Origin of the sequence: Bradyrhizobium sp. 132, from assembly GCF_023074185.1 — a bacterium.
GTDB lineage: Bacteria > Pseudomonadota > Alphaproteobacteria > Rhizobiales > Xanthobacteraceae > Bradyrhizobium.
Genome location: NZ_JADPKY010000178.1, coordinates 14,233 through 33,464 on the forward strand (window position 1 = coordinate 14,233; position 19,232 = coordinate 33,464).

Annotated in this window: 19 protein-coding genes and 1 pseudogene; 16 read left to right on the plus strand and 4 right to left on the minus strand. The window is 62.9% G+C overall.

Going from position 1 to position 19,232, the window contains the following annotated elements; all coding sequences use genetic code 11:
• Window positions 1-205: 205 nt before the first annotated feature.
• Window positions 206-523, plus strand: coding sequence for a hypothetical protein (locus IVA74_RS39285; RefSeq protein ID WP_247353323.1), 318 nt, complete (start codon window positions 206-208; stop codon window positions 521-523).
• 1,081 nt (window positions 524-1,604) lie between these two features.
• Window positions 1,605-2,348, plus strand: a complete 744-nt coding sequence (locus IVA74_RS39290) for a DUF2786 domain-containing protein (protein ID WP_247353324.1) — start codon at window positions 1,605-1,607, stop codon at window positions 2,346-2,348.
• A 143-nt stretch (window positions 2,349-2,491) separates the two neighbouring features.
• On the opposite strand, the gene IVA74_RS39295 is transcribed toward IVA74_RS39290, so the two are convergent.
• Window positions 2,492-2,944 (minus strand): hypothetical protein, encoded by a 453-nt coding sequence (locus IVA74_RS39295; RefSeq protein ID WP_247353326.1) that lies wholly within the window; start codon window positions 2,942-2,944, stop codon window positions 2,492-2,494.
• A gap of 273 nt (window positions 2,945-3,217) precedes the next feature.
• On the opposite strand from IVA74_RS39295, the gene IVA74_RS39300 reads away from it, so the two are divergent.
• The 3 genes from IVA74_RS39300 to IVA74_RS39310 all read left to right on the plus strand — a co-directional run bounded on the left by IVA74_RS39300 (window position 3,218) and on the right by IVA74_RS39310 (window position 6,412).
• The gene (locus IVA74_RS39300; protein ID WP_247353327.1) at window positions 3,218-5,251 is read left to right on the plus strand and encodes a VTT domain-containing protein; all 2,034 of its coding nucleotides are present in this window, start codon (window positions 3,218-3,220) and stop codon (window positions 5,249-5,251) included.
• A complete protein-coding gene (locus IVA74_RS39305; protein WP_247353329.1) occupies window positions 5,251-5,931 on the plus strand; it encodes an endonuclease/exonuclease/phosphatase family protein in 681 nt (226 codons plus the stop codon). The genes IVA74_RS39300 and IVA74_RS39305 overlap by 1 nt, the downstream gene beginning before the upstream one ends.
• 289 nt (window positions 5,932-6,220) lie before the next feature.
• The gene (locus tag IVA74_RS39310) at window positions 6,221-6,412 is read left to right on the plus strand and encodes a hypothetical protein (protein ID WP_247353488.1); all 192 of its coding nucleotides are present in this window, start codon (window positions 6,221-6,223) and stop codon (window positions 6,410-6,412) included.
• 48 nt (window positions 6,413-6,460) lie between these two features.
• On the opposite strand, the gene IVA74_RS39315 is transcribed toward IVA74_RS39310, so the two are convergent.
• Window positions 6,461-6,685, minus strand: coding sequence for a hypothetical protein (locus IVA74_RS39315; RefSeq protein ID WP_247353331.1), 225 nt, complete (start codon window positions 6,683-6,685; stop codon window positions 6,461-6,463).
• Between the two features lie 259 nt (window positions 6,686-6,944).
• Here IVA74_RS39315 and IVA74_RS39320 point away from each other — a divergent pair, with 259 nt between their 5' ends.
• Entirely contained in the window at window positions 6,945-7,262 is a 318-nt protein-coding gene (locus IVA74_RS39320) for a DUF1476 domain-containing protein (protein ID WP_247353333.1), read from the plus strand.
• Between the two features lie 10 nt (window positions 7,263-7,272).
• On the opposite strand, the pseudogene IVA74_RS39325 reads toward IVA74_RS39320, so the two are convergent.
• Window positions 7,273-7,395: pseudogene (locus tag IVA74_RS39325) on the minus strand (YqhA family protein); the annotation flags it as partial.
• A gap of 52 nt (window positions 7,396-7,447) precedes the next feature.
• Here IVA74_RS39325 and IVA74_RS39330 point away from each other — a divergent pair.
• Entirely contained in the window at window positions 7,448-7,738 is a 291-nt protein-coding gene (locus tag IVA74_RS39330; RefSeq protein ID WP_247353335.1) for a hypothetical protein, read from the plus strand.
• Window positions 7,739-8,470: 732 nt separating this feature from the next.
• Window positions 8,471-9,388, plus strand: coding sequence for a septal ring lytic transglycosylase RlpA family protein (locus tag IVA74_RS39335; protein ID WP_247353337.1), 918 nt, complete (start codon window positions 8,471-8,473; stop codon window positions 9,386-9,388).
• Here the strand turns inward: IVA74_RS39335 and IVA74_RS39340 are convergent.
• Window positions 9,385-10,338 carry an alpha/beta hydrolase gene (locus IVA74_RS39340; RefSeq protein ID WP_247353339.1) on the minus strand — a complete coding sequence of 318 codons (954 nt, stop codon included), beginning with the start codon at window positions 10,336-10,338 and terminating at the stop codon, window positions 9,385-9,387. The two genes, IVA74_RS39335 and IVA74_RS39340, sit on opposite strands and share 4 nt — an antisense overlap.
• A gap of 153 nt (window positions 10,339-10,491) precedes the next feature.
• Here IVA74_RS39340 and IVA74_RS39345 point away from each other — a divergent pair, with 153 nt between their 5' ends.
• The 8 genes from IVA74_RS39345 to IVA74_RS39380 all read left to right on the plus strand — a co-directional run bounded on the left by IVA74_RS39345 (window position 10,492) and on the right by IVA74_RS39380 (window position 19,216).
• Window positions 10,492-11,754: a D-alanyl-D-alanine carboxypeptidase family protein gene (locus IVA74_RS39345; RefSeq protein ID WP_247353341.1), complete on the plus strand. Its 1,263-nt coding sequence runs from the start codon at window positions 10,492-10,494 to the stop codon at window positions 11,752-11,754.
• Between the two features lie 2 nt (window positions 11,755-11,756).
• Complete coding sequence (gene tmk, locus IVA74_RS39350) at window positions 11,757-12,443, plus strand: dTMP kinase (RefSeq protein ID WP_247353343.1); 687 nt, start codon at window positions 11,757-11,759, stop codon at window positions 12,441-12,443.
• On the plus strand, window positions 12,440-13,486 hold the full coding sequence (locus IVA74_RS39355; RefSeq protein WP_247353344.1) for a DNA polymerase III subunit delta': 1,047 nt from the start codon (window positions 12,440-12,442) through the stop codon (window positions 13,484-13,486). The genes tmk and IVA74_RS39355 overlap by 4 nt, the downstream gene beginning before the upstream one ends.
• A gap of 47 nt (window positions 13,487-13,533) precedes the next feature.
• Window positions 13,534-15,540, plus strand: coding sequence for a methionine--tRNA ligase (gene metG, locus IVA74_RS39360; RefSeq protein ID WP_247353346.1), 2,007 nt, complete (start codon window positions 13,534-13,536; stop codon window positions 15,538-15,540).
• Between the two features lie 13 nt (window positions 15,541-15,553).
• The gene (locus IVA74_RS39365) at window positions 15,554-16,330 is read left to right on the plus strand and encodes a TatD family hydrolase (protein WP_247353348.1); all 777 of its coding nucleotides are present in this window, start codon (window positions 15,554-15,556) and stop codon (window positions 16,328-16,330) included.
• A gap of 13 nt (window positions 16,331-16,343) precedes the next feature.
• On the plus strand, window positions 16,344-17,141 hold the full coding sequence (locus tag IVA74_RS39370) for an MBL fold metallo-hydrolase (protein WP_247353349.1): 798 nt from the start codon (window positions 16,344-16,346) through the stop codon (window positions 17,139-17,141).
• Between the two features lie 165 nt (window positions 17,142-17,306).
• Window positions 17,307-17,900 (plus strand): TRAP transporter small permease, encoded by a 594-nt coding sequence (locus tag IVA74_RS39375; RefSeq protein WP_247353350.1) that lies wholly within the window; start codon window positions 17,307-17,309, stop codon window positions 17,898-17,900.
• Window positions 17,901-17,902: 2 nt separating this feature from the next.
• The gene (locus tag IVA74_RS39380) at window positions 17,903-19,216 is read left to right on the plus strand and encodes a TRAP transporter large permease subunit (protein ID WP_247353352.1); all 1,314 of its coding nucleotides are present in this window, start codon (window positions 17,903-17,905) and stop codon (window positions 19,214-19,216) included.
• Window positions 19,217-19,232 lie beyond the last annotated feature (16 nt).

Sequence of the window (19,232 nt, forward strand, 5' to 3'; positions counted from 1 at the left end):
CGAACCGACTTGAGCCTAGGTCGGCTTATCTCCTGACGGCAGACATAACGGCCCTGTCAGCGAACGGCGGCAACGGGCCAATAGGCGGCATTGAGCCCATCCCATCTGATTGCAAGGACGTACCTTTGAAAATGGCAATCGGAACCAGGAAACGTTGGGAAACTCGCGCGTTTAGCTGACCGGGGCAATGCACTGGAGGAGAGGCATGCGAACAGCAACTCTCGCGATGATTGTCGTTGCCGGAAGCGCGATTGCCTTCCAAGCAGCGGCGCAACAGCAAAAGGCCGCACCTAGTGAGCAAACTAAGGAGGAGATGCACGGTGATGTAGACAAAGGGCTCAAGACTAGCGAGCCCAATGAGCAGATGCAGCGTGAGGCAGACAAAGGGGTCAAGACGCGCAACTCCGGAGAATCCGGTTACGTGGCCGATCAAGACAAGCCGGGCGCTTCTGCGCATCCTCCGGGCCGACCGGGAAGTGAGCAGACGACGGGCTCGGGTAGCCAGACCGGCGCTCCAAAATAGAGCCATCAGCGCTCGCGTCGACGGCGAGTTGCGCCGCCGAGGTCGGCTTGACCGCGCGGCGCGCTCAGATTAACCGCCCACATTTCGCGGTTGGCCCCGGCTTAGCTAATCAAACTCGCCGCAGATCAAATGTCCGTTCGCGGTCATAAGCTGCCGATGATCGACCCAACCGGCAGCTTCCGCTTTATAACCGGAAGCCGACGTTTACGAGTACACGCCCTAGCTTAGCCCGGCGTGAACGATGCGACTTGCGTGTTCGACGCTGTGATGATCTGGGCCGGCCAGTCCTGCTTCAAGCTGGGAGCGAACTCGGCGTGTTGCAGAAGCCGCACAAGATCATCAAGTGCGTTCTTGTCGCGCAAGAAGGACAGCATAGGGGCCGACCCGCCGACATTGCGATTTTCGATCGTGCGGTCGAGAGCGGCGAGGTTATCGCGTGACGATTTCCACAGCCATATAAACCGCGATCGTTAGACAATTTGGTGAGCGGGCTAAAATCACAAGCGATGACAATGCGCCGGGAGGAGGGCGCGTCCGCCGCTCCACCGAAACATTCCCCGGACGCCTTGTGTACATCCGACAAGGCGTCCGGGGCCTGCCCATGAACCAGCAACGGAGAAGCGACTAACCTTTGCTGGGGCATTTCGATTAACGTTTGTCGGGGGAACGCTGATCTCGGAGATGTCGATCTCGCGATCCAGTACACGCCACGACGATCCACCCACATAGAGGAGGCTCAGCAGCGAGCGGAGCAGTCGGGCAAGTCGATGAGCAACTTCCTGCAGGTCATCACATACGGCACTTCGGAGATTAGACAGATACTGAAGAACAAAAGTCCTCACCTGTCGCTTCACGAGCACTCTGAGCCTGATCGACTTGGCGTAGCCTCCCGCGTGCTCTTCGCCGCACCTTGATCAAGCCAGCAATCGTTGCTACGGATCAGTGCTACGGTGCATCGTTAGGTGACCGTTATTTTCGTAATCGGATCAATGTCTTCGGCGTGTAGGTAGGCAGACCCACCCCTTCCGCCAGTACTATCCGGCCGAGGTCTGTCGGTTGGGCTTTCCCGGGCAGGTGATCGGTGAATCAGACGTTCAATCCGGCCGCGCTCGACAAGCTGAAGCTCCGTATTCAGGCGTTGCGCGCCAAGACGATCGCCAATGGTTGCACCGAGGACGAGGCGCTGTCTGCGGCCGCCAAGGTCGCCGAACTGTTGGATCGCCACGATCTGTCGCTCTCCGATGTCGAACTGCGTGCGTCGCCGTGCGAACGGAGGGTCTACGAGACCCATCGCAAGAAGCGAATTCCGCTGGACGACTGCATCGGCGCGATCGCGCATTTCTGCGATTGTCGGGTCTGGCGCGAGAAGAACGCGGCCGGCGAGAGCCGCTATGTGTTCTTCGGTCTCGGCGCGGATGTCGAGGTCGTGCACTATCTGGCCGAATTGATCGACGGCGCCGTGCGCGCTGAACTTGGCCGCTTCAAGACCTCGGTCGACTACAGCAGGTTCCGACACCAGGAGCGGCATCTGGCCAATGCCTCCTTCGCGCTCGGGATGGTGGCGTCAATCGCGGACCGGCTGCTGGCGATCAAGGCCAGTCGCGATCAGGTCAATGAAAGCACCGGCCGCGGGCTGGTCGTTCTCAAGACCTCGGTGGTCGATGCAGAATTCGATAAGCTCGACCTGAAGATCCGGACCCAGCGCAGCAGCAGCCGGATGGTGTCGATGACGGCCTATGAAGCCGGCGGCGCTGCCGGAGCCTCGCTCGCCATCAATCCCGGCCTTGGCGAGTCGCCGTCGAGGACCACTCCCAAAGGGAGCTGAACGCACCAGGGGAGGGGCGCGGCTTCGGCGGGGGCGAGAGCATGGCGATGTCATTCCGGCTCATCAGCTGCCGTCTGTCGTTTATGCTGCCTTGCTAATAAAGTGCAGCGACGAGCATCCGGAACGCGATCGAATTTGAGAAATTAGCCCGGCAGGAGTTTCACACTGGGCAACGCATGTTCTTCATTTTCTCCAACCGACTGGGGTGTCTCGGCTCGCTGCTGATCTCCGGCGTGATCACTGTCGCGCTGCTTGTCCTGTTCGGGATCGTCCGGTTCTGATCCCGAGGTGAGGTGCAGCTCTCGCCACAGGAACCTGGTCCTTGCTGGCCTGTTGTTCGCACTCTCGTCCAGCCACGGAGCACGCGCTTGGAAAGTACGATCATTGGAGAATTCGACTCGCGCCGCGGCGCTGAGCTTGCGGTTGAGCATGTCGTGCAGGAATGCGGCGTGCAGCGAAGCGACGTCTTCGTCCAGTCCGCCGGCGGCGCGAACACGGCAGGGACACATCCTGCCGGTGCTGACGTCAAGGCGGCGCCCGCGCCGGAGGGGCACCAACAATTGGGAGGTCTGATCGAAGTCTCCGTGGATTTTCACGGCGACGCCCCTGAGAAGATTGCAGACATCTTGAGGGACGCCGGCGCAAAGACTGTCCGAACCAAATAGCGGCAATGGGCGACTGTGGCACCGGGATCCGCACGCGCTGAACGGTCGCCTCGGGTCTGAAGGCGCCTCTGGTCTGAAGTCGTGGAACCCCTTGAGCGTTCAGAGCGTTTAGACGCGAATGCGAATTGCGAGGTCCACCTGCTTCAGAGTTCATCCACCCTGATCCCCGGCGACACCGTCTGGCGGCGGTGCAAGGCGCGTCGCGTGGCGATTCTGAACGATGCTGCCGCTTATTTCGCGGCCCTGCGGGACGCGCTGCTGGAGGCGCGAGATCTCGTCTACATCATCGGATGGGATATCCATAGTGAGACCAGGCTGGTCGGAGATTCCGGGCGAGCGGATGATGGCTTGCCTGAACAGCTCGGCCCATTCCTGCGCGCGCTGGTTCAACGCCGTCCCGCCTTGCGGATCAACGTTCTCGTCTGGGATTTCGTCTCGTTTTACGCTGCGGAAAGGGAGTGGAACTCCGCGGCGAAATTCACCACCGCAACAGATGGCCGCGTCCGATTTCATCTGGATTCCACGCTTCCGTTTGGCTCGGCCCAACACCAGAAGATCGTCTGCGTCGATGGTTCACTGGCGTTCGTCGGCGGGCTCGATCTGACGATCAGGCGCTGGGACACGAGTGACCATCGCGCCAAGCACGCATCGCGCTGTGATCCCCACGGCAAGCCATACCTGCCATTTCATGATGTTCAATGCATGGTCGACGGGGATGCGGCTGCGTGGCTGTTCGACCTCGCAGGGCAACGCTGGCGAGCGGCAGGTCAACAGCCTGATGATCGGCACGCGCCGAAGGGCATTCGGTGGCCGGCGAATGTGCCGGTGGAGGCCGAGCACTTGCCGGTGGGTATCGCCAGGACCGAGGTCATCGGTCCTGCAGGTCTAGGCATCAATGAGGTCGAACGCTCGTTGATCGCAGCGATCCGGTCGGCGACGAGCTTCGTCTATATCGAAAACCAGTTTACCAGCGCCATCAAGATCGCGCGTGAATTGGCGGAGCAGATGTTGCGCGTGCCTTCGCTTCGGATTCTGGTCGTCGCTCCCAAGCTGCATTCCTCGTGGCTGGAATCCCAGGCCATGCAGAATGGCCGTGGTGCCTTCATCGACTGTTTCAGCGAGGCTGGCGTCGCAGATCGCATCCGCTTCGTCTACCCCGTCTCAAGCAGCGGGGATACGGAAGCAGCCGTGATGGTGCACAGCAAGCTGATGGTCGTGGACGATCGGATCTTGAGAATCGGCTCGGCGAACCTGAACAATCGCTCGATGGGCGCCGACAGCGAATGTGACCTGATCTTCGAATCGGCCTCCGACCAGCACCGGGAGTTCATCGCTTCGGTCCGCCGGCGCCTGATCGCCCATTTTTGCGGTCTCGACGAACAGGCCGTAGCGCAAAACGAAGATCGTCTTTTCGCGCTCCTGGACGATGTCTCGAGAGCCGATGGGGCGAAGACGCTGCGGGATGTGGAATCCTCGGTCCTGACCAGTACTCTGGCCACGATGGTTCAGCCGGTGGCGGACCCTGAGCGGCCTCTTCATCTGGAGCGAGCGGCATCTCGCATGTGGAGCACGAAGACGATCATCGGGATCGTGTCGATTGCCGTGGCGCTTTTTGGACTGGCGACGGCCTGGTCGTACACGTCCTTGAGCGATTTTGCCGATGCGGGGCGTATTTCGACGTTCCTGTCTGCCTACGCGCAGTCCATCTGGGGGCCGCCATTCGCGATCGCGGTTTTCGTGGTGGGCGGCTTGGTCGTGTTTCCGGTTCTCGTGCTCATTGCGGCAACTGCTGCCGCACTCGGACCATGGCTAGGCTTCGTCACCGCCATGACGGGCGTCTTGCTCAGCGCCTTTGTCGTTTTTGCGATCGGACGGGCACTCGGCCGCGAACGCCTCCAGCGTTTGCTCGGACGACGTGCCGCGCGCATCCAGGAACGCGTTGTCGGCAAGGGCATCCTGGCCGTTGTTATCATCCGGATGATTCCCATCGCGCCGTTCTCGGTGGTGAACGTCGTGGCTGGTGCGAGCACGTTGCCTCTGCGTGACTTCCTGGTCGGAACCCTGCTCGGCATGACGCCCGGCATTCTCGCCATGGCGGTTCTGGGCGCTCAGATCGCAGATCTGGCCAGGAATGCGTCCTGGACCAACATATTGCTACTTGCACTGGCGTTCTTAAGCTGGGTCGCGATCTGCGCAGGCGCGCAATTCGTCGCGACGTGGCTCGCCGGGAGGCGCTGATGCGCTTCATGACGTGGAATGTGCATGGCACGTTCAATCTCAATCCGAAGTTCGATCTGGAGGGGATCTGTTCCATCGTTCGCAAATGGGCTCCCGATGTCGTCGCGCTTCAGGAGGTGGATTCGCGATCGCGATCAGACGATCCGTTTGCGAAGCTGGCGAGTGTTGTCGGCGATCACCGTGTTCACGCCAAGTCGATCGTCACGGCGGATGGCGAATACGGCCAGACGCTCCTGAGCCGGTTTCCATTCTCCGGCCCGCCGGAGATCGTCGACGTGTCCTATCGTGAGCGGGAGCCGCGCAGAGCGATTGCGACGGGGCTGCTGACGCCGGTTGGCGATGTACGCGTGGTGGCCACGCATCTCGGCTTGAGTATCCACGAGCGCCATGCGCAAGCTCAGGCGCTGGTGAGCCTTGTGAAACCTGAAAGGACCGTCGTCCTCGGGGATTTCAACGACTGGTTTTGGGTCAAATCGGTGCGGCGCGTGCTCGCGCAGGTCTGCCCAAACCGTACGCGGCTGCGAACTTTCCCGTCGCATTTACCTCTTCTGCGGCTTGACCGGATTTATGCAACGTCCGACAGCCGGATCGGGAAAGTTTGGACCGACGAAGAGGCAAGGGCCTATTCAGACCATTTGCCGGTGATTGCGGACATCGAGATCTTCCCCGACGGGAGATGATCTGGCCATCTTCAGGATTTCCGAAGATGGCAGAATGCCACTGTTTTGCCCGACGCGTCAAACGGTTCGGCGCCGAGGGTCAAAAACGAGACCAAAAACGAGGCATTGGAAAGCATTGCATTTCAAAGGGTTGGCTACTGTGCATGGGGTTGTTTTCGAGCTTTATCGGAGCGGCCTTCGGCGGGTGGGGTCGTTCGATAAGCCCTTGAAGAGTTGCTTTTCCGGAATGGCTGAGGCGCGCGCGGGTTCGATTTGCGGAACTTCTTTCCCGCTTGCGCGTTATCGCGGCATGACTGAAGACCTTTCCTACCGACGCAAACCCTTGACCCCTGAACAGCGCCAAGCGCGCGATGCCACACGCCGGATCGAGGCCGAAAAGGCCATGCGCGATCATGAAGAGGCGCAGAAGGCGTTTTATGCCAACAAGGAACGGCTGAGGGCCGAACGGCTGGCACGTGAACAGACGGGGGCGAAGGGCTGACCGAACGCGGCCGCCACGCCAAAGACGTCTCCGCCCCGAGCGCCGGCCTCAGTGCCGGTGGGGGACGCGCGTCACGCTCAACGCCTGCTTCAGCGCTTGAACGGCGCTTGCGAAAGGTTTTCGTGGCGATTGCGCCTCGATCGCTTCGGCTGCGACGCGACAATCGTCTGCGACCTTGAGCAACCCGCTTCGCGCGAGGTCCATGGTGGAGAGGGCTGCCTGCTCCAGGCAAACCCGTTCAAGCCGTCGAAACTCCCGCAACTCTTTGTTCATGCGTCAGCTCTCGATGTCCCGGGGCCATGCGGCGCTGAGTCTGCTTAATGAATGGTTAAAACATCTCTGCCTAGCCAGGTTGGCTGGTGTAGAGCTGGTGCGTGCCGGTGCATGCGCCCGGTCTGCGGCGCGGCCCGGGCGGGCTTGACGGCATTTGTCTTCCGCCGGAAGCTTCAATGATCGGAAACTGACATGAACCACGCAGACGTTCGCTTCCAGCCAAGTCCGATCATCAGCCAAAGCGAGAATGGAGCTGATCATGACCACGTTCGACAAGCGCGAGCAGGGCTTTGAGACCAAATTCGTCCACGACGAGGAGCTCATGTTCAAGGCCACGGCCCGGTCCAACAAGCTGCTCGGGCTCTGGGCCGCAAGCCAGCTTGGCCTCAGCGGCGATGCAGCGACCAGCTATGCGACGGCGTTGGTGACGGACCATCTGGAAAGCCAGACGATGGACGAGATCCTCGACAAGGTGTCAGGCGATCTTGCGGCCAGGGGCGTAGCCCGCGAGCAGGTCGCGGCGAGGCTTCAGGAATGCTTGCACCAGGCGTTGCAGCAGCTTGAAGCTGACAAGTGAAAGAAAGCCGGCCTTCGAGATTGCCGGCTTCGATGAAGGTGCTCAGCAGCGCGATCGAGGAGATGCCGATGACGGCCATGGCGAGCTTGATCTTGAGGACGCTCGCAGTGACGTGGCCGAGCCATTCCGGCTCGCTTCCGGGCACCGTGCCGTTTCGTGCTACCGTGCCGAGCGGGAGGCGGGAAGTGTCTCGGAGCGGCTTCGGCAAGTGGCCCGGCGCGATCGCGCTCGCTGCTGCGATCCTGGTTGGCTGTAGCGGCGCTGAGGCGTCGGCGACGCCGCTGACGCCGTTTCGCTACGAGGCGCAGGCGCAGCGTCATTGCCCGCATGACCAGGTCGTCTGGCTCGATTTCAGCAAAGGCGTCTACTACGGCAGGCGTCAGAAGCCGTACGGCCAGGGTTATGACGGCAGCTTCGTTTGCCTGAGCGAGGCCCGCGACAGCCTCTATCGCCGCTCGTTGTTTGGGTTGCGCTAAAACGGGAGCAGGGCAATCCAAAACAGATCGCGTGCTGCATCGCGGTGGTGTCGTGGTTAGAAAAAAGGAAAGTGGTGGTCGTGCTCAGCCGAAGGCCAATGCCACGAGGCTCGAGCAGAGCAGGACCAAACCGCCGGCGGTCAATGCCAGGAAGCTGTCGGATACGAGGTCATGGTTGCGCATGGGACACCTGTCGCTCTTGTCTTCGATGCTCGATCGGATCGATTAAGATTGTCCGAACGGGCCGTCTTGAAAGAGGTGATGCTTGCCGCCCGCGCGAGTGCCTCAGGCCCTCGTGCGGTAACCTTCAAACGCATGGGCCAGGAAGATCCCCGCGCTTACCAAACCCATCAGTGCCGAAACCGTCTCGATCATCGTCTAATTCCATTCCGCCCTGCACGCGAGAAAACGCGGGCGGCCTTGCACAGTCAAAAGAATTCCGGTGAGCGGCGCGACAATGGGGGTGGAGTGAGGATTTGGCGCAACAGAATGTCCGGCGGTGGCACAGAGCAGGGGTGCCCCCCAACCCGTAGTTCAGCGGCGAGAAGCAAACGCCCCGTTTACCATCCCGGCGTGAACGCTGCGGGCTCCCCATTTCCGCCGTGTTCGGGTTGCGTTATCGTTACCACTTCCGGCGCGGTGGTGGGCCGCCTCGGATTAAAGGACCGGACAGCGCTTCCCCGTAACCAAAACGGGTTGGGTACGCGTCCGGCGAAATGGTATTTGGGGCGAATGGGGATCCGACGGTCAGATTCGGTTTTGCGGGCCGCGCGAGCTGTTGCGACGGCCGCGGCCTGCCTCGCGCTTGCCAATTGCGCCTCCTCCAACAAATTCGCCAGCCGCGTCGATCCGAAATACGGCGTGTCCTCGAGCCCTCGGGTCGTGGCTTTGGGTGACCCGGTCCCGAAGGGCGGTGGCACTTACCGCGTCGGCAAGCCCTATGTGGTGGGCGGCCGGACCTATGTGCCCGAGGAGGACGTCAACTACCGCGCCGAGGGCATGGCGTCCTGGTACGGCGACGATTTCCACGGCCGCCTGACCGCCAATGGCGAGGTATTCGACATGGGCTCGCTGACCGCGGCACATCCGACCCTGCCGATGCCGTCCTATGCGCGGGTCACCAACGTCTCGAACGGCAAGTCGCTGATCGTCCGCGTCAATGACCGCGGGCCCTATCACGGCAACCGGCTCATCGACGTCTCGAACAAAGCCGCTGAACTCCTTGAATTCAAAGGCAATGGCGTCGCCAAGGTCCGTGTCGAATATGTCGGCCGGGCGCCGCTCGAAGGCTCCGATGACCGCCAGCTGATGGCCACCCTGCGGACCGGGATCCCGGCGCCGTCACCCTCGATGGTCCGGGTCGCCTCCGCGAGGCCCTTCGTACCGGAGCTGCCGTCGTCGAACCGCGGCGCTATTCGCGGCGAGGTTCCGACGCCGGAGGGACGACCCTACAATCTCGGCAACACCTCCGCCGACATGGCTTCACTCAGTGCGACCTCGGAAATGTCGGCTTCGAGCCGCAACCGGGGCCGGGCGCTCCAGAACGCGCGCGCCGTGTCCTACGACGGGGACGGCCGCTACGCCACCGAGAGCGCTCCTGACGGCGCCGCCGAGGCACGCAGCATCCTGAGCGGCCGCGGCCTCTACTAGGCCGCGCTTTCCTTCAAGAACCTCACCAGCGCCGCATTCACCTCGTCGGGCCGCTCCTGCTGGACCCAATGGCCGGCGCCCTCGATGATCAGCTTTCGCGTCAGATTGGGCAGCACGCGCTCGAGCTCGTTGACGCGCTTGGCCCCGATCAGGCCGGTGATGACGGCGTCTTTCGAACCGGCAATGAAGAGCGAGGGCTGGTGGATCTGCGCATTCTGCCACGGCGCCGTCAGCTCCCAATTGCGATCGAGGTTGCGATACCAGTTCAGCCCGCCGCGAAAGCCGGACTTGCGGAAGGCTTCGGTGAAAAAGGCGAGGTCCGCCACGCTGAGCCAGTCCGGCAGCGGCTCCTCGGCGGTCGTATGGCCGAGAAAGCCGATACCCTCCTGCACGAACATGGCCCCGGAGGGATCGGCAAGGCCGCGCCCGCCGAGCACGACGCGCATGGTGCGCGCGACGTCGTGCTCGAACTCGGCCTCGGCAACGCCGGGCGCCTGGAAATACTGCCAGTAGAAATTGGTGACGCCGCCCTGGCGCAGAAGGTCGAGCGGCTTGCCGCGGCCGCGGAACGGTGGCGGCACGCTCAGGCCTGCGACCGCCGTGAAGATGTCCGGCCGGAACAGCGCCGCTTGCCAGGCCACCGGTGCACCCCAGTCGTGGCCGACCACCATGGCCTTGCTCTCGCCGAGTGCCTGCACGAGACCGACGACGTCGCCGACCGTGTCGAAGATCGAATAGGCCGTCGCATCGGGCGGCGCTGAGCTCTGGCCATAGCCGCGCATGTCGGGAGCGACGACGTGAAACCCGGCCTCCGCCAGTGCCGCGATCTGGTGGCGCCAGGAGTAGGAGAGTTCCGGCCAGCCGTGGCACAGCACCACCAGTGGACCCTGACCGGCTTCGCGGATGAACAGGTCTATCCCGTTGGCCTTGATCACGCGGGTGGAGGACATCGCTTTTCCGCCTCGTTTCAGGGGTTTGGTCAGAAAATCTGAGGTGCCACGATAGGGGCGCGACAAGAATCGTGCAATCTCGGGAGACGCGACCGGCCTCGTGTTGTTCGCACCAATTCCAGCTGTTAAAAACGCCGCTCTCAGGGCTTGGCCATGGCATTTCGTCTTTTTTCGTTTGCTCGCACCCGGTTCAGCGCCGGAGCGCTGGCGCGCGGGCTGATCGCTGCGGCTGTGGTGGCGGGCATTGGCTGGGGCGGGGCGCTTTACGCCGCCAACCAGAGCGTCCAGGGCGCCAAGAAATCGGAAGACTCCGGCTTCGACGGCGACGCCCCGACCGCGATCCTGATCGAAGTCTCCAGCGGCAGCGTGCTGTTCGAGAAGAACGCCGACGAACTGCGCGCGCCCTCCAGCATGATGAAGCTGATGACGGCGGAAGTCGTCTTCAACGCCATCAAGAAGGGCGACGTCAAGCTGACCGACGAGTACCGGATCAGCGAGAACGCCTGGCGCAAGGGTGGAGCGCCCTCCGGCGGCTCGACCATGTTCGCCGCCATCAACAGCAAGGTCTCCGTCGACGACCTCCTGCACGGCGCGATCATCCAGAGCGGCAACGACGCCTGCATCGCGCTGGCCGAAGGCATCGCCGGCAATGAGCGGATCTTTGCCGCCGACTTCATGACCAAGCGCGCCCGAGAGCTTGGCCTGACGAAGTCGACCTTCGGCAATTCCAACGGCTTGCCCGACCCCGGCAACAAGATGACGGTGCGCGAGCTCGGCATCCTCGCCCGGCACATCATTCTCGACTTCCCCGAATTCTACCAACTGTTCGGCGAGAAGGAGTACACTTGGAACAAGATCCGCCAGCCCAACCGCAATCCGCTGCTCAATTCCATGGAAGGCGCTGACGGTCTGAAGACCGGCTACACCAAGGAAGGCGGCTACGGCATGGTCGGCTCGGCGGTGCAGAACGGCACGCGGCTGATCGTTGTCATCAACGGGCTGGAAGACGCTGAAGATCGCGCCACGGAGGCCAAGAAGATGCTGGAATGGGGTTTCCGCAATTTCGAGACCCGCACACTGATGGCGGCCGATCAGCCGGTCGGCTACGCCAAGGTATTCGGCGGCGAGAGCCGCTCGGTGAAACTGGTCGCCAAGTCGCCCGTGCAAGTGATGGTGCACAAGAACGGCGGCGACAAGCTGATCGCGCGTGTCGTCTATAGCGGTCCGGTGCGCGCGCCGATCGAGGCCGGCCAGAAGGTCGGCGTGATCAGGGTCTGGCGCAGCGGCAATATCGCGGTGGAGACGCCGGTCTATGCCGCTGAGGCGATCGGCACCGGCTCGACCATGCGGCGTGCAATCGACGGCGCCAGCGAGCTCGTGATCGGCATGTTCCGCGCGGGCGCCGAGAAGCTCTGATCATGAGTGAAAGCGCGGTAAAGTGGCCGTCCGGACGCGGACGCTTCGTCACCTTTGAAGGCGGCGAGGGGACGGGCAAGTCGACCCAGATCAAGAAGCTCGCCGATCGTCTCAAGGCGGCAAGGATGCGCATCCTCGTCACGCGCGAGCCGGGCGGCTCGCCGGGCGCCGAGATCATGCGCCATCTGGTGCTGTCCGGCATGGGCAAGCTGCTGGGACCCGAGGCCGAGACGCTGCTGTTCGCGGCCGCCCGCGACGACCATGTCCGCACCGTGATCCAGCCCGCGCTCAACCAGGGCACCTGGGTGCTGTGCGACCGCTTCGCCGACTCGACGCGGGCCTATCAAGGCAGCCTCGGCCGCGTGCCGACGGCGCTGATCAACGCGATGCAGCGGGTCACGATCGGCGACCTCAAGCCGGACCTGACCATCATCCTCGACCTGCCGGTCGAGATCGGCTTGCAGCGCGCGGCCGCACGCCGCGGCAGCGGCACGCCCGACAGGTTCGAGGCCGAGAAACTCGGTTTCCATCAAGGGCTGCGCGAGGCCTATCGCAAGATCGCGGCGGACGATCCCGCGCGCTGCGTGCTGATCGACGCCAATTCCGATCCCGATACGGTTGCCGGACGCGTCTGGACCGTGCTGCGGGATCGTCTGCTACCGACGCCGGCATCGGTGGTGTCCCTATGAGCCCGCGTCAGACCGAGCGCGAATCCGCCATTCCTCATCCGCGCGAGACGAGTCTTCTGTTCGGCCATCGCGAGGCCGAGACCGCGCTGCTTGCCGCCTATCGCAGCGGGCGCATCCCGCATGCCTGGCTGATCGGCGGGACACAAGGCATCGGCAAGGCGACGCTGGCGTATCGGATGGCGCGCTTCGTGCTCACTCACGGCCAGCCGTTGGCGCCTTCCGTGCAACGCGCCGAAGATCTCGCCATCAATCCTGATAACGCCGTGGCGCGGCAGGTTGCGGCGAGCTCGCATGGTGGCTTGCTGACATTGGAGCGCACCGCCAACGACCGCGGCGTGATGCGCACCGTGATCACCGTGGACGAGACTCGCGAGACGATCGGCTTCTTCGGCTCGACCGCGGCGGCCGAAGGGTGGCGCGTCTGCATCGTCGACACCGTCGACGAGCTCAATCCGAATGCCGCCAACGCGCTGCTGAAAATTCTCGAGGAACCGCCGCAGCAATCGCTATTCCTCCTGGTGAGCCACGCGCCGGCCCGCGTCCTCGCAACGATCCAGTCGCGCTGCCGCAAGCTGCGCCTGCGCGCGCTCGCAACCGACGATGTGATTGGTGCAGCCGCCGCCACCGCCGATCTCGACCCGAACGATCCGGCGTTGCGCGAGGCGGCGGAGGCCTCCGAGGGCAGCGTCGCGCGGGCGCTGACGCTGCTCGGCGGTGATGCCCTGAAGCTCCAGCAACGAACGGCCGCGCTGCTTGCGCGACTGCCGCAGGTCGATCCGCGCGAATTGCACACGCTCGGCGATTCGCTTGGCACCAGCGACCGCGTTGCGCTTGCCGCCTTCATCGACGGCATTGATCGCTGGATCGCGGAACGCCTGCACGCCGACGAAGCCAATGCCAACCAGAACCTGCCGCGCCTTGCGCGCCTAGCTGAGGTATGGGAAAAGATCGTCCGCGCCGCGCATGACACCGAAACCTACAATCTGGAGCGAAAGCCCTTGATTTTCTCGGTGTTCGGCTGGCTGGCGGACGCAACGCGCTAGGCGCAGGTTCGTTTCCAAATTTCGAGAAGCCGGTAAAGGAATTCGTCGTGGCAGCGCGAGCTAAGAAAACCGCTAAAGGCAAGAGCAGCAAGAAGAAGACTGCGAAGAAAGCCGCGAAGAAGGTTGTAAAGGCGCTCGCGCGCAAAGCTGCCAAGAAGGTCAAGAAAGCCGCTAAGACCAAAAAGACGGTCGCCAAGAAGGGCATGAAGAAGAGCGCTGCGAAGACGGCAAAGAAAGCCGGCAAGAGGGTTGCGAAGAAGCAGGCCGTTGCCAAGAAGGCGGTGAAGAAAGCAGCCCAAAAGCCAGCCAAGACTCCTTCAAGAACCAAGGCTCCTTCGAAAAACAAGGCTTCCGCGAAGCAGGTGATGAAGAGCGCGAGGGTGACTGCTTCTCCCGCGATCGCAGCACTGGCTCCCATCGCCACGCCGCCGAAAGTTGCCAAACCCAAGGCGGCGCGCGCACCGAAGCCCATCGCAGCGCCGCAGGCCACCACGCCCGTGGCCGCCCCCGCGCGCGACAACGTCTTCTACATCACGACCGCGATCGCCTATCCCAACGGCCATCCGCATATCGGGCACGCTTATGAGGCGATCGCCACCGACACGCTGGCGCGCTTCGCCCGGCTCGACGGCAAGGATGTGTTTTTCCTGACCGGCACCGACGAGCACGGCCAGAAGATGGTTCAGACAGCGGCCAGTGAAAAAATGTCCGCCTCGGAGCTCGCCACCCGCAATGCCGCCCGTTTCAAGGAGATGGACGAACGCCTGAACGTGTCGTTCGACCGCTTCATCCGCACCACCGAGGCGCAGCATCATCGCTCCAGCCAGGAGATCTGGCGGCGCATGGAAGCGAACGGCGACATTTATGCCGACACCTATGCCGGCTGGTACTCCGTGCGCGACGAAGCCTATTACGCCGAGGACGAGACGCGCCTGAACGATGACGGCGTGCGGCTCGGACCGCAGGGCACGCCGGTCGAATGGGTCGAGGAGAAGAGCTACTTCTTCCGCCTGTCGTCCTATCAGGACAAGCTGCTCAAACTCTACGCGGATCGTCCCGATTTCATCGGGCCGGATTCCCGCAAGAACGAGGTGGTGAGCTTCGTCAAAGGCGGCCTGCGCGATCTCTCGATCTCGCGCACCACGTTCGACTGGGGCGTCAAGGTGCCCGGTGACGAAGAGCACGTGATGTATGTCTGGGTCGACGCGCTCACCAACTACATCACCGGTGTCGGCTTCCCCGACGAAAGCGATAAGAACTGGCGCTACTGGCCGGCCGACGTGCACATCATCGGCAAGGACATCATCCGCTTCCACGCGGTGTACTGGCCCGCGTTCCTGATGTCGGCCGGCATTCCCGTGCAGAAGCGGGTCTATGCGCATGGCTTCCTGTTCAACAGGGGTGAGAAGATGTCGAAGTCGGTCGGTAACGTGGTCGACCCCTTCAACCTCGCCGACCGGTACGGCGTCGACCAGATGCGCTATTTCTTCCTGCGCGAGGTGCCGTTCGGACAGGACGGCAATTACAATCACGAGGCCATCGTCGCGCGCATCAATGCCGATCTCGCCAACGATCTCGGCAACCTCGCGCAGCGCTCGCTGTCGATGATCGCCAAGCAACTCGGCGGCGTGCTGCCGGAACCCGGCGAGTTCAGCGACAACGACAAGGCGATCCTGTCACAAGCGGACGGCATGCTCGCTGCGTCGCGCGAAGCGATGGCGGGTCAGCAAATACATCACTGGCTCAACGCCGTGTGGGCCGTGGTGGCTGAAGCCAACCGCTATTTCGCGGGCGAAGCCCCGTGGGCGCTGGCCAAGACCGATCCCGTCAGGCAAAGGACGGTACTCTACGTCACCGCCGAAGTCGTGCGCCAGATCGCGATCCTGGCCCAGCCGGTGATGCCGACTGCCTCGGGATTGCTGCTCGACAGCCTCGGTATTCCCGAAGGAGAGCGCAGCTTTGCCGCGCTCGACGGCGCCAGCCGCATCGCGCCAGGCTCGACGCTGCCCGCGCCGACGCCTGCCTTCCCGCGCTACATCGAGCCGGCAGCCTGAAGGCGTTCGCACCATGCTGGTCGACAGTCACTGCCATCTGGATTTTCCGGACTTTGCCGAAGATCTCGACGGGATCGTGTCGCGCGCGCGAGCGGCCGGCATCGGCCGCATGGTCACGATCTCGACGCGGGTGCGAAAGCTGAACCAGCTTCTCGCCATCGCCGAGCGCTATGACGACGTCTATTGCTCGGTCGGCACCCATCCGCACAACGCGGATGAGGAAGACGGCATCGCGCCGGACGAGCTCATCGCACTGACGCAGCATCCGAAGGTCGTTGCACTCGGCGAAGCCGGGCTCGACTATTTCTACGACGACGGTTCGCCGGAGGCGCAGGCGAGGGGCTTTCGTGCCCACATCGCCGCCGCCCGCGCCACCGGCTTGCCGCTGGTGGTCCACACCCGCGAGGCGGACGAGGATTGCGGCCGCATCCTGGAAGAGGAAGCCGCCAAGGGATCGTTTCGCGCCGTGTTGCATTGTTACACTGGTGGGCGCGAGCTGGCATTGAAGGCGGTGTCGCTCGGGTTCTATGTCGGTTTCACGGGCATCCTGACCTTCAAGAAGTCGGAGGCGTTACGCGCGCTTGCGGCCGAACTGCCGTCTGACCGTATTCTGGTTGAAACAGATTCGCCCTACCTTGCCCCCGGCAAGTTCCGGGGCAAGCGCAACGAACCGGCCTATGTGGTCGAGGTCGCAAAAGTGCTCGCCGAAACCCGCGGCGTGTCGTTTGACGAGATCTCGCGCCAGACAAGCGAAAACTTCTTTCGCCTGTTTTCAAAGGTGAAAGCTTAGGACTGGGAGTCGCATGACGCTGACGCTGACGATTCTGGGCTGCGGCTCCTCCGCCGGCGTGCCGCGCCCGGCGCTCGGCTGGGGCGCCTGCGATCCCAACAATCCCAAGAATCGCCGTCGCCGCTGCTCGCTGCTGGTCGAGCAGACATCGGGCGACGGCACCACGCGCATCGTGATCGACACCTCGCCGGACCTACGCGAGCAATTACTCTCGACCAATGTCGACCACATCGACGCGGTGTTCCTGACTCACGAGCACGCCGACCAGACCCACGGCATGGACGATCTGCGTTCGGTCGTGATGCATATGCGCCGGCGGATTCCGACCTATCTCAATCAGACGACTGCGAACGACATCATGTCGCGGTTCTCCTATTGCTTCGTCTCGCCGGCGGGCAGCGACTATCCGCCGATCCTGACGGCGCATTCGATCGAGGCCGGTGAAAGCCAGATCATCCTTGGGAAGGGCGGCGCGGTGACGATGACCGCCTTCCTGGTGCAGCACGGCCACATTCCCGCGCTCGGCTATCGCATCGGCGATGCCGCCTACACGCCGGACCTCAACGACATCCCACGCGAGAGCTGGGCCGCACTGGAAAATCTGGACCTCTGGATCGTCGACGGCCTGCGCTACACCAGCCATGTCAGCCATTTCAGCATCAACGACGCGTTGTCCTGGATCGACCGCTTCAAGCCGAAGCGCGCCGTCATTACCAACATGACCGCCGACGTCGACTACGAAGTGATCCGGCAGTCGCTGCCCGCGGGTGTGGTGCCGGCCTATGACGGGCTGCGGCTGGAGACTCGCTGAACCTGCGGTGGAAATTACGGCACAGACCGGCATGCTCCTTGCTTACGTGGACGCCATCATGTTGATCTAACGTCTGAAAGACAAGCGCTGGGCAGGGGCGATATTCATGCAGGACCGGCACAGGACGTGCGATCGCCGGGACCGTTTGAATCGCCTCGTGTGAGGATGAGGATCGCGTTGGCAGGCAACGATGTAACGAGCCGGGGACCGGTGCGACGCGCGCTGGATCTCCTTTATCTCGGTGCGGGCTACGCCGCCGGCACCTTCATGGTTGCGATCTTTGCAATCATGATGATCATGTCAGTCGGGCGCCAGTTTGCGGTCAACATTCCCGCCGGCGATGATTTCGCCTCCTGGTGCATGGCCGCGATGGCATTCCTCGGCCTCGCACACACCTTCAAGCGCGGAGAGATGATCCGCGTCGGCCTGCTGCTCGAGCGTCTGCACGGGCGCACCAAGCAGGTTGCGGAGGTGGTGGCGCTCGGCATTGCCACCGCCTTCGTTCTCTATTTCACCTGGCATGCCGTGCAGATGACCTACGATTCCTGGCGCTTCAACGACGTGGCGCAGGGCGTCGTCGCGCTTCCGCTCTGGATTCCGCAGCTCGGATTTGCCGGCGGTCTTGTGATCCTGTCGATCGCGCTCATTGATGAAATGGTCGGTGTCGCCGGCGGCAACCGGCCGAGCTACGAGAAGGGCTCGCCGGACGAGACCCCGGACGAATTCATCGAGCGCATCTCGCAGGGCGGCGGAGGTTGACGATGGCCAATCTCGGCATGATCGAGCTGTCGTTCGTCCTGCTCGGCGTCATGATCCTGCTGCTGGGAAGCGGCGTCTGGATCGCGGTCTCGCTCGGCCTCGTCGGCTTCGTGGCGATGGCGCTGACGACGAGTCTGCCGCTCGGCGCGGTGCTCGCCACCACGACCTGGAGCGCCAGTTCGTCGTGGACACTGGCCGCGCTGCCGCTGTTCATCTGGATGGGCGAGATCCTCTTCCGCACCAAATTGTCGGAAGAGATGTTCCGAGGCCTGTCGCCCTGGGTTCAGTGGCTGCCCGGGCGCCTGACTCATGTCAACGTGATCGGCTGCGGCATCTTCGCCGCGGTGTCGGGCTCGTCGGCGGCGACCTGTGCGACCATCGGCAAGATCGCGCTGCCTGAGCTCGACAAGCGTGGCTACGACAAGGGCCTCAGTCTCGGCTCGCTCGCGGGCTCCGGCACGCTGGGCCTGCTGATCCCGCCGTCAATCCCGATGGTGGTCTATGCGGTCACGGCGAATGTCTCCGTGCTTCAGGTCTTCCTGGGCGGTTTTCTGCCGGGCGTGCTCGTGATGGTGCTCTATTCCGGCTACATCATCATCTGGTCGCTGCTCAATCCGAAGAAGATTCCGCCGCGCGACCCGCCGATGTCGTTTCGCCAGAAGCTGCGCGAGTCGGCCAGGCTTGCACCCTGCCTATTGCTGATCCTGGCGGTCTTTCTCTCGCTCGTACTCGGCTTTGCGACAGCAACCGAATGTGCCGCCTGGGGCGTTTCCGGCGCGCTGCTGTTGGCGTGGTGGAGCCGCACGCTCACACGCAAGAACTTCCTCGAGAGCATCATGAGCGCGACGCGCCTGACCTGCATGATCATGCTGATCCTGGCAGGCGCTGCCTACACGACCGCAGCGATGGCCTATACGGGCATTCCGGCGGCACTCGCTACCTGGGTCCAGGGCCAACAGCTCACGCCGGGCATGCTCGCGCTGTATCTGAGCATCATGTACATCATCCTGGGATGCCTGATCGATGGCATCTCGATGATCGTTCTGACCGCCGTGATCGTGCTGCCGATGGTCAGGCAGGCCGGCCTCGACCTGGTCTGGTTCGGCGTTTACCTCATCATTCACGTCGAGATGGCTCAAATCACGCCGCCGGTCGGTTTTAACTTGTTCGTGCTCCAGAACATGAGCGGGCGCGATACCTTGACCGTCGCCCGGGCGGCATTCCCTTTCTTTGTCCTGCTGCTCGCCGCCGTGTTCATCATCACGGAATATCCGCAGATCGTGATGTTTTTGCCCAAGCTCGCCTTCCCAGACTGAGCGTACCGCTTTCAAA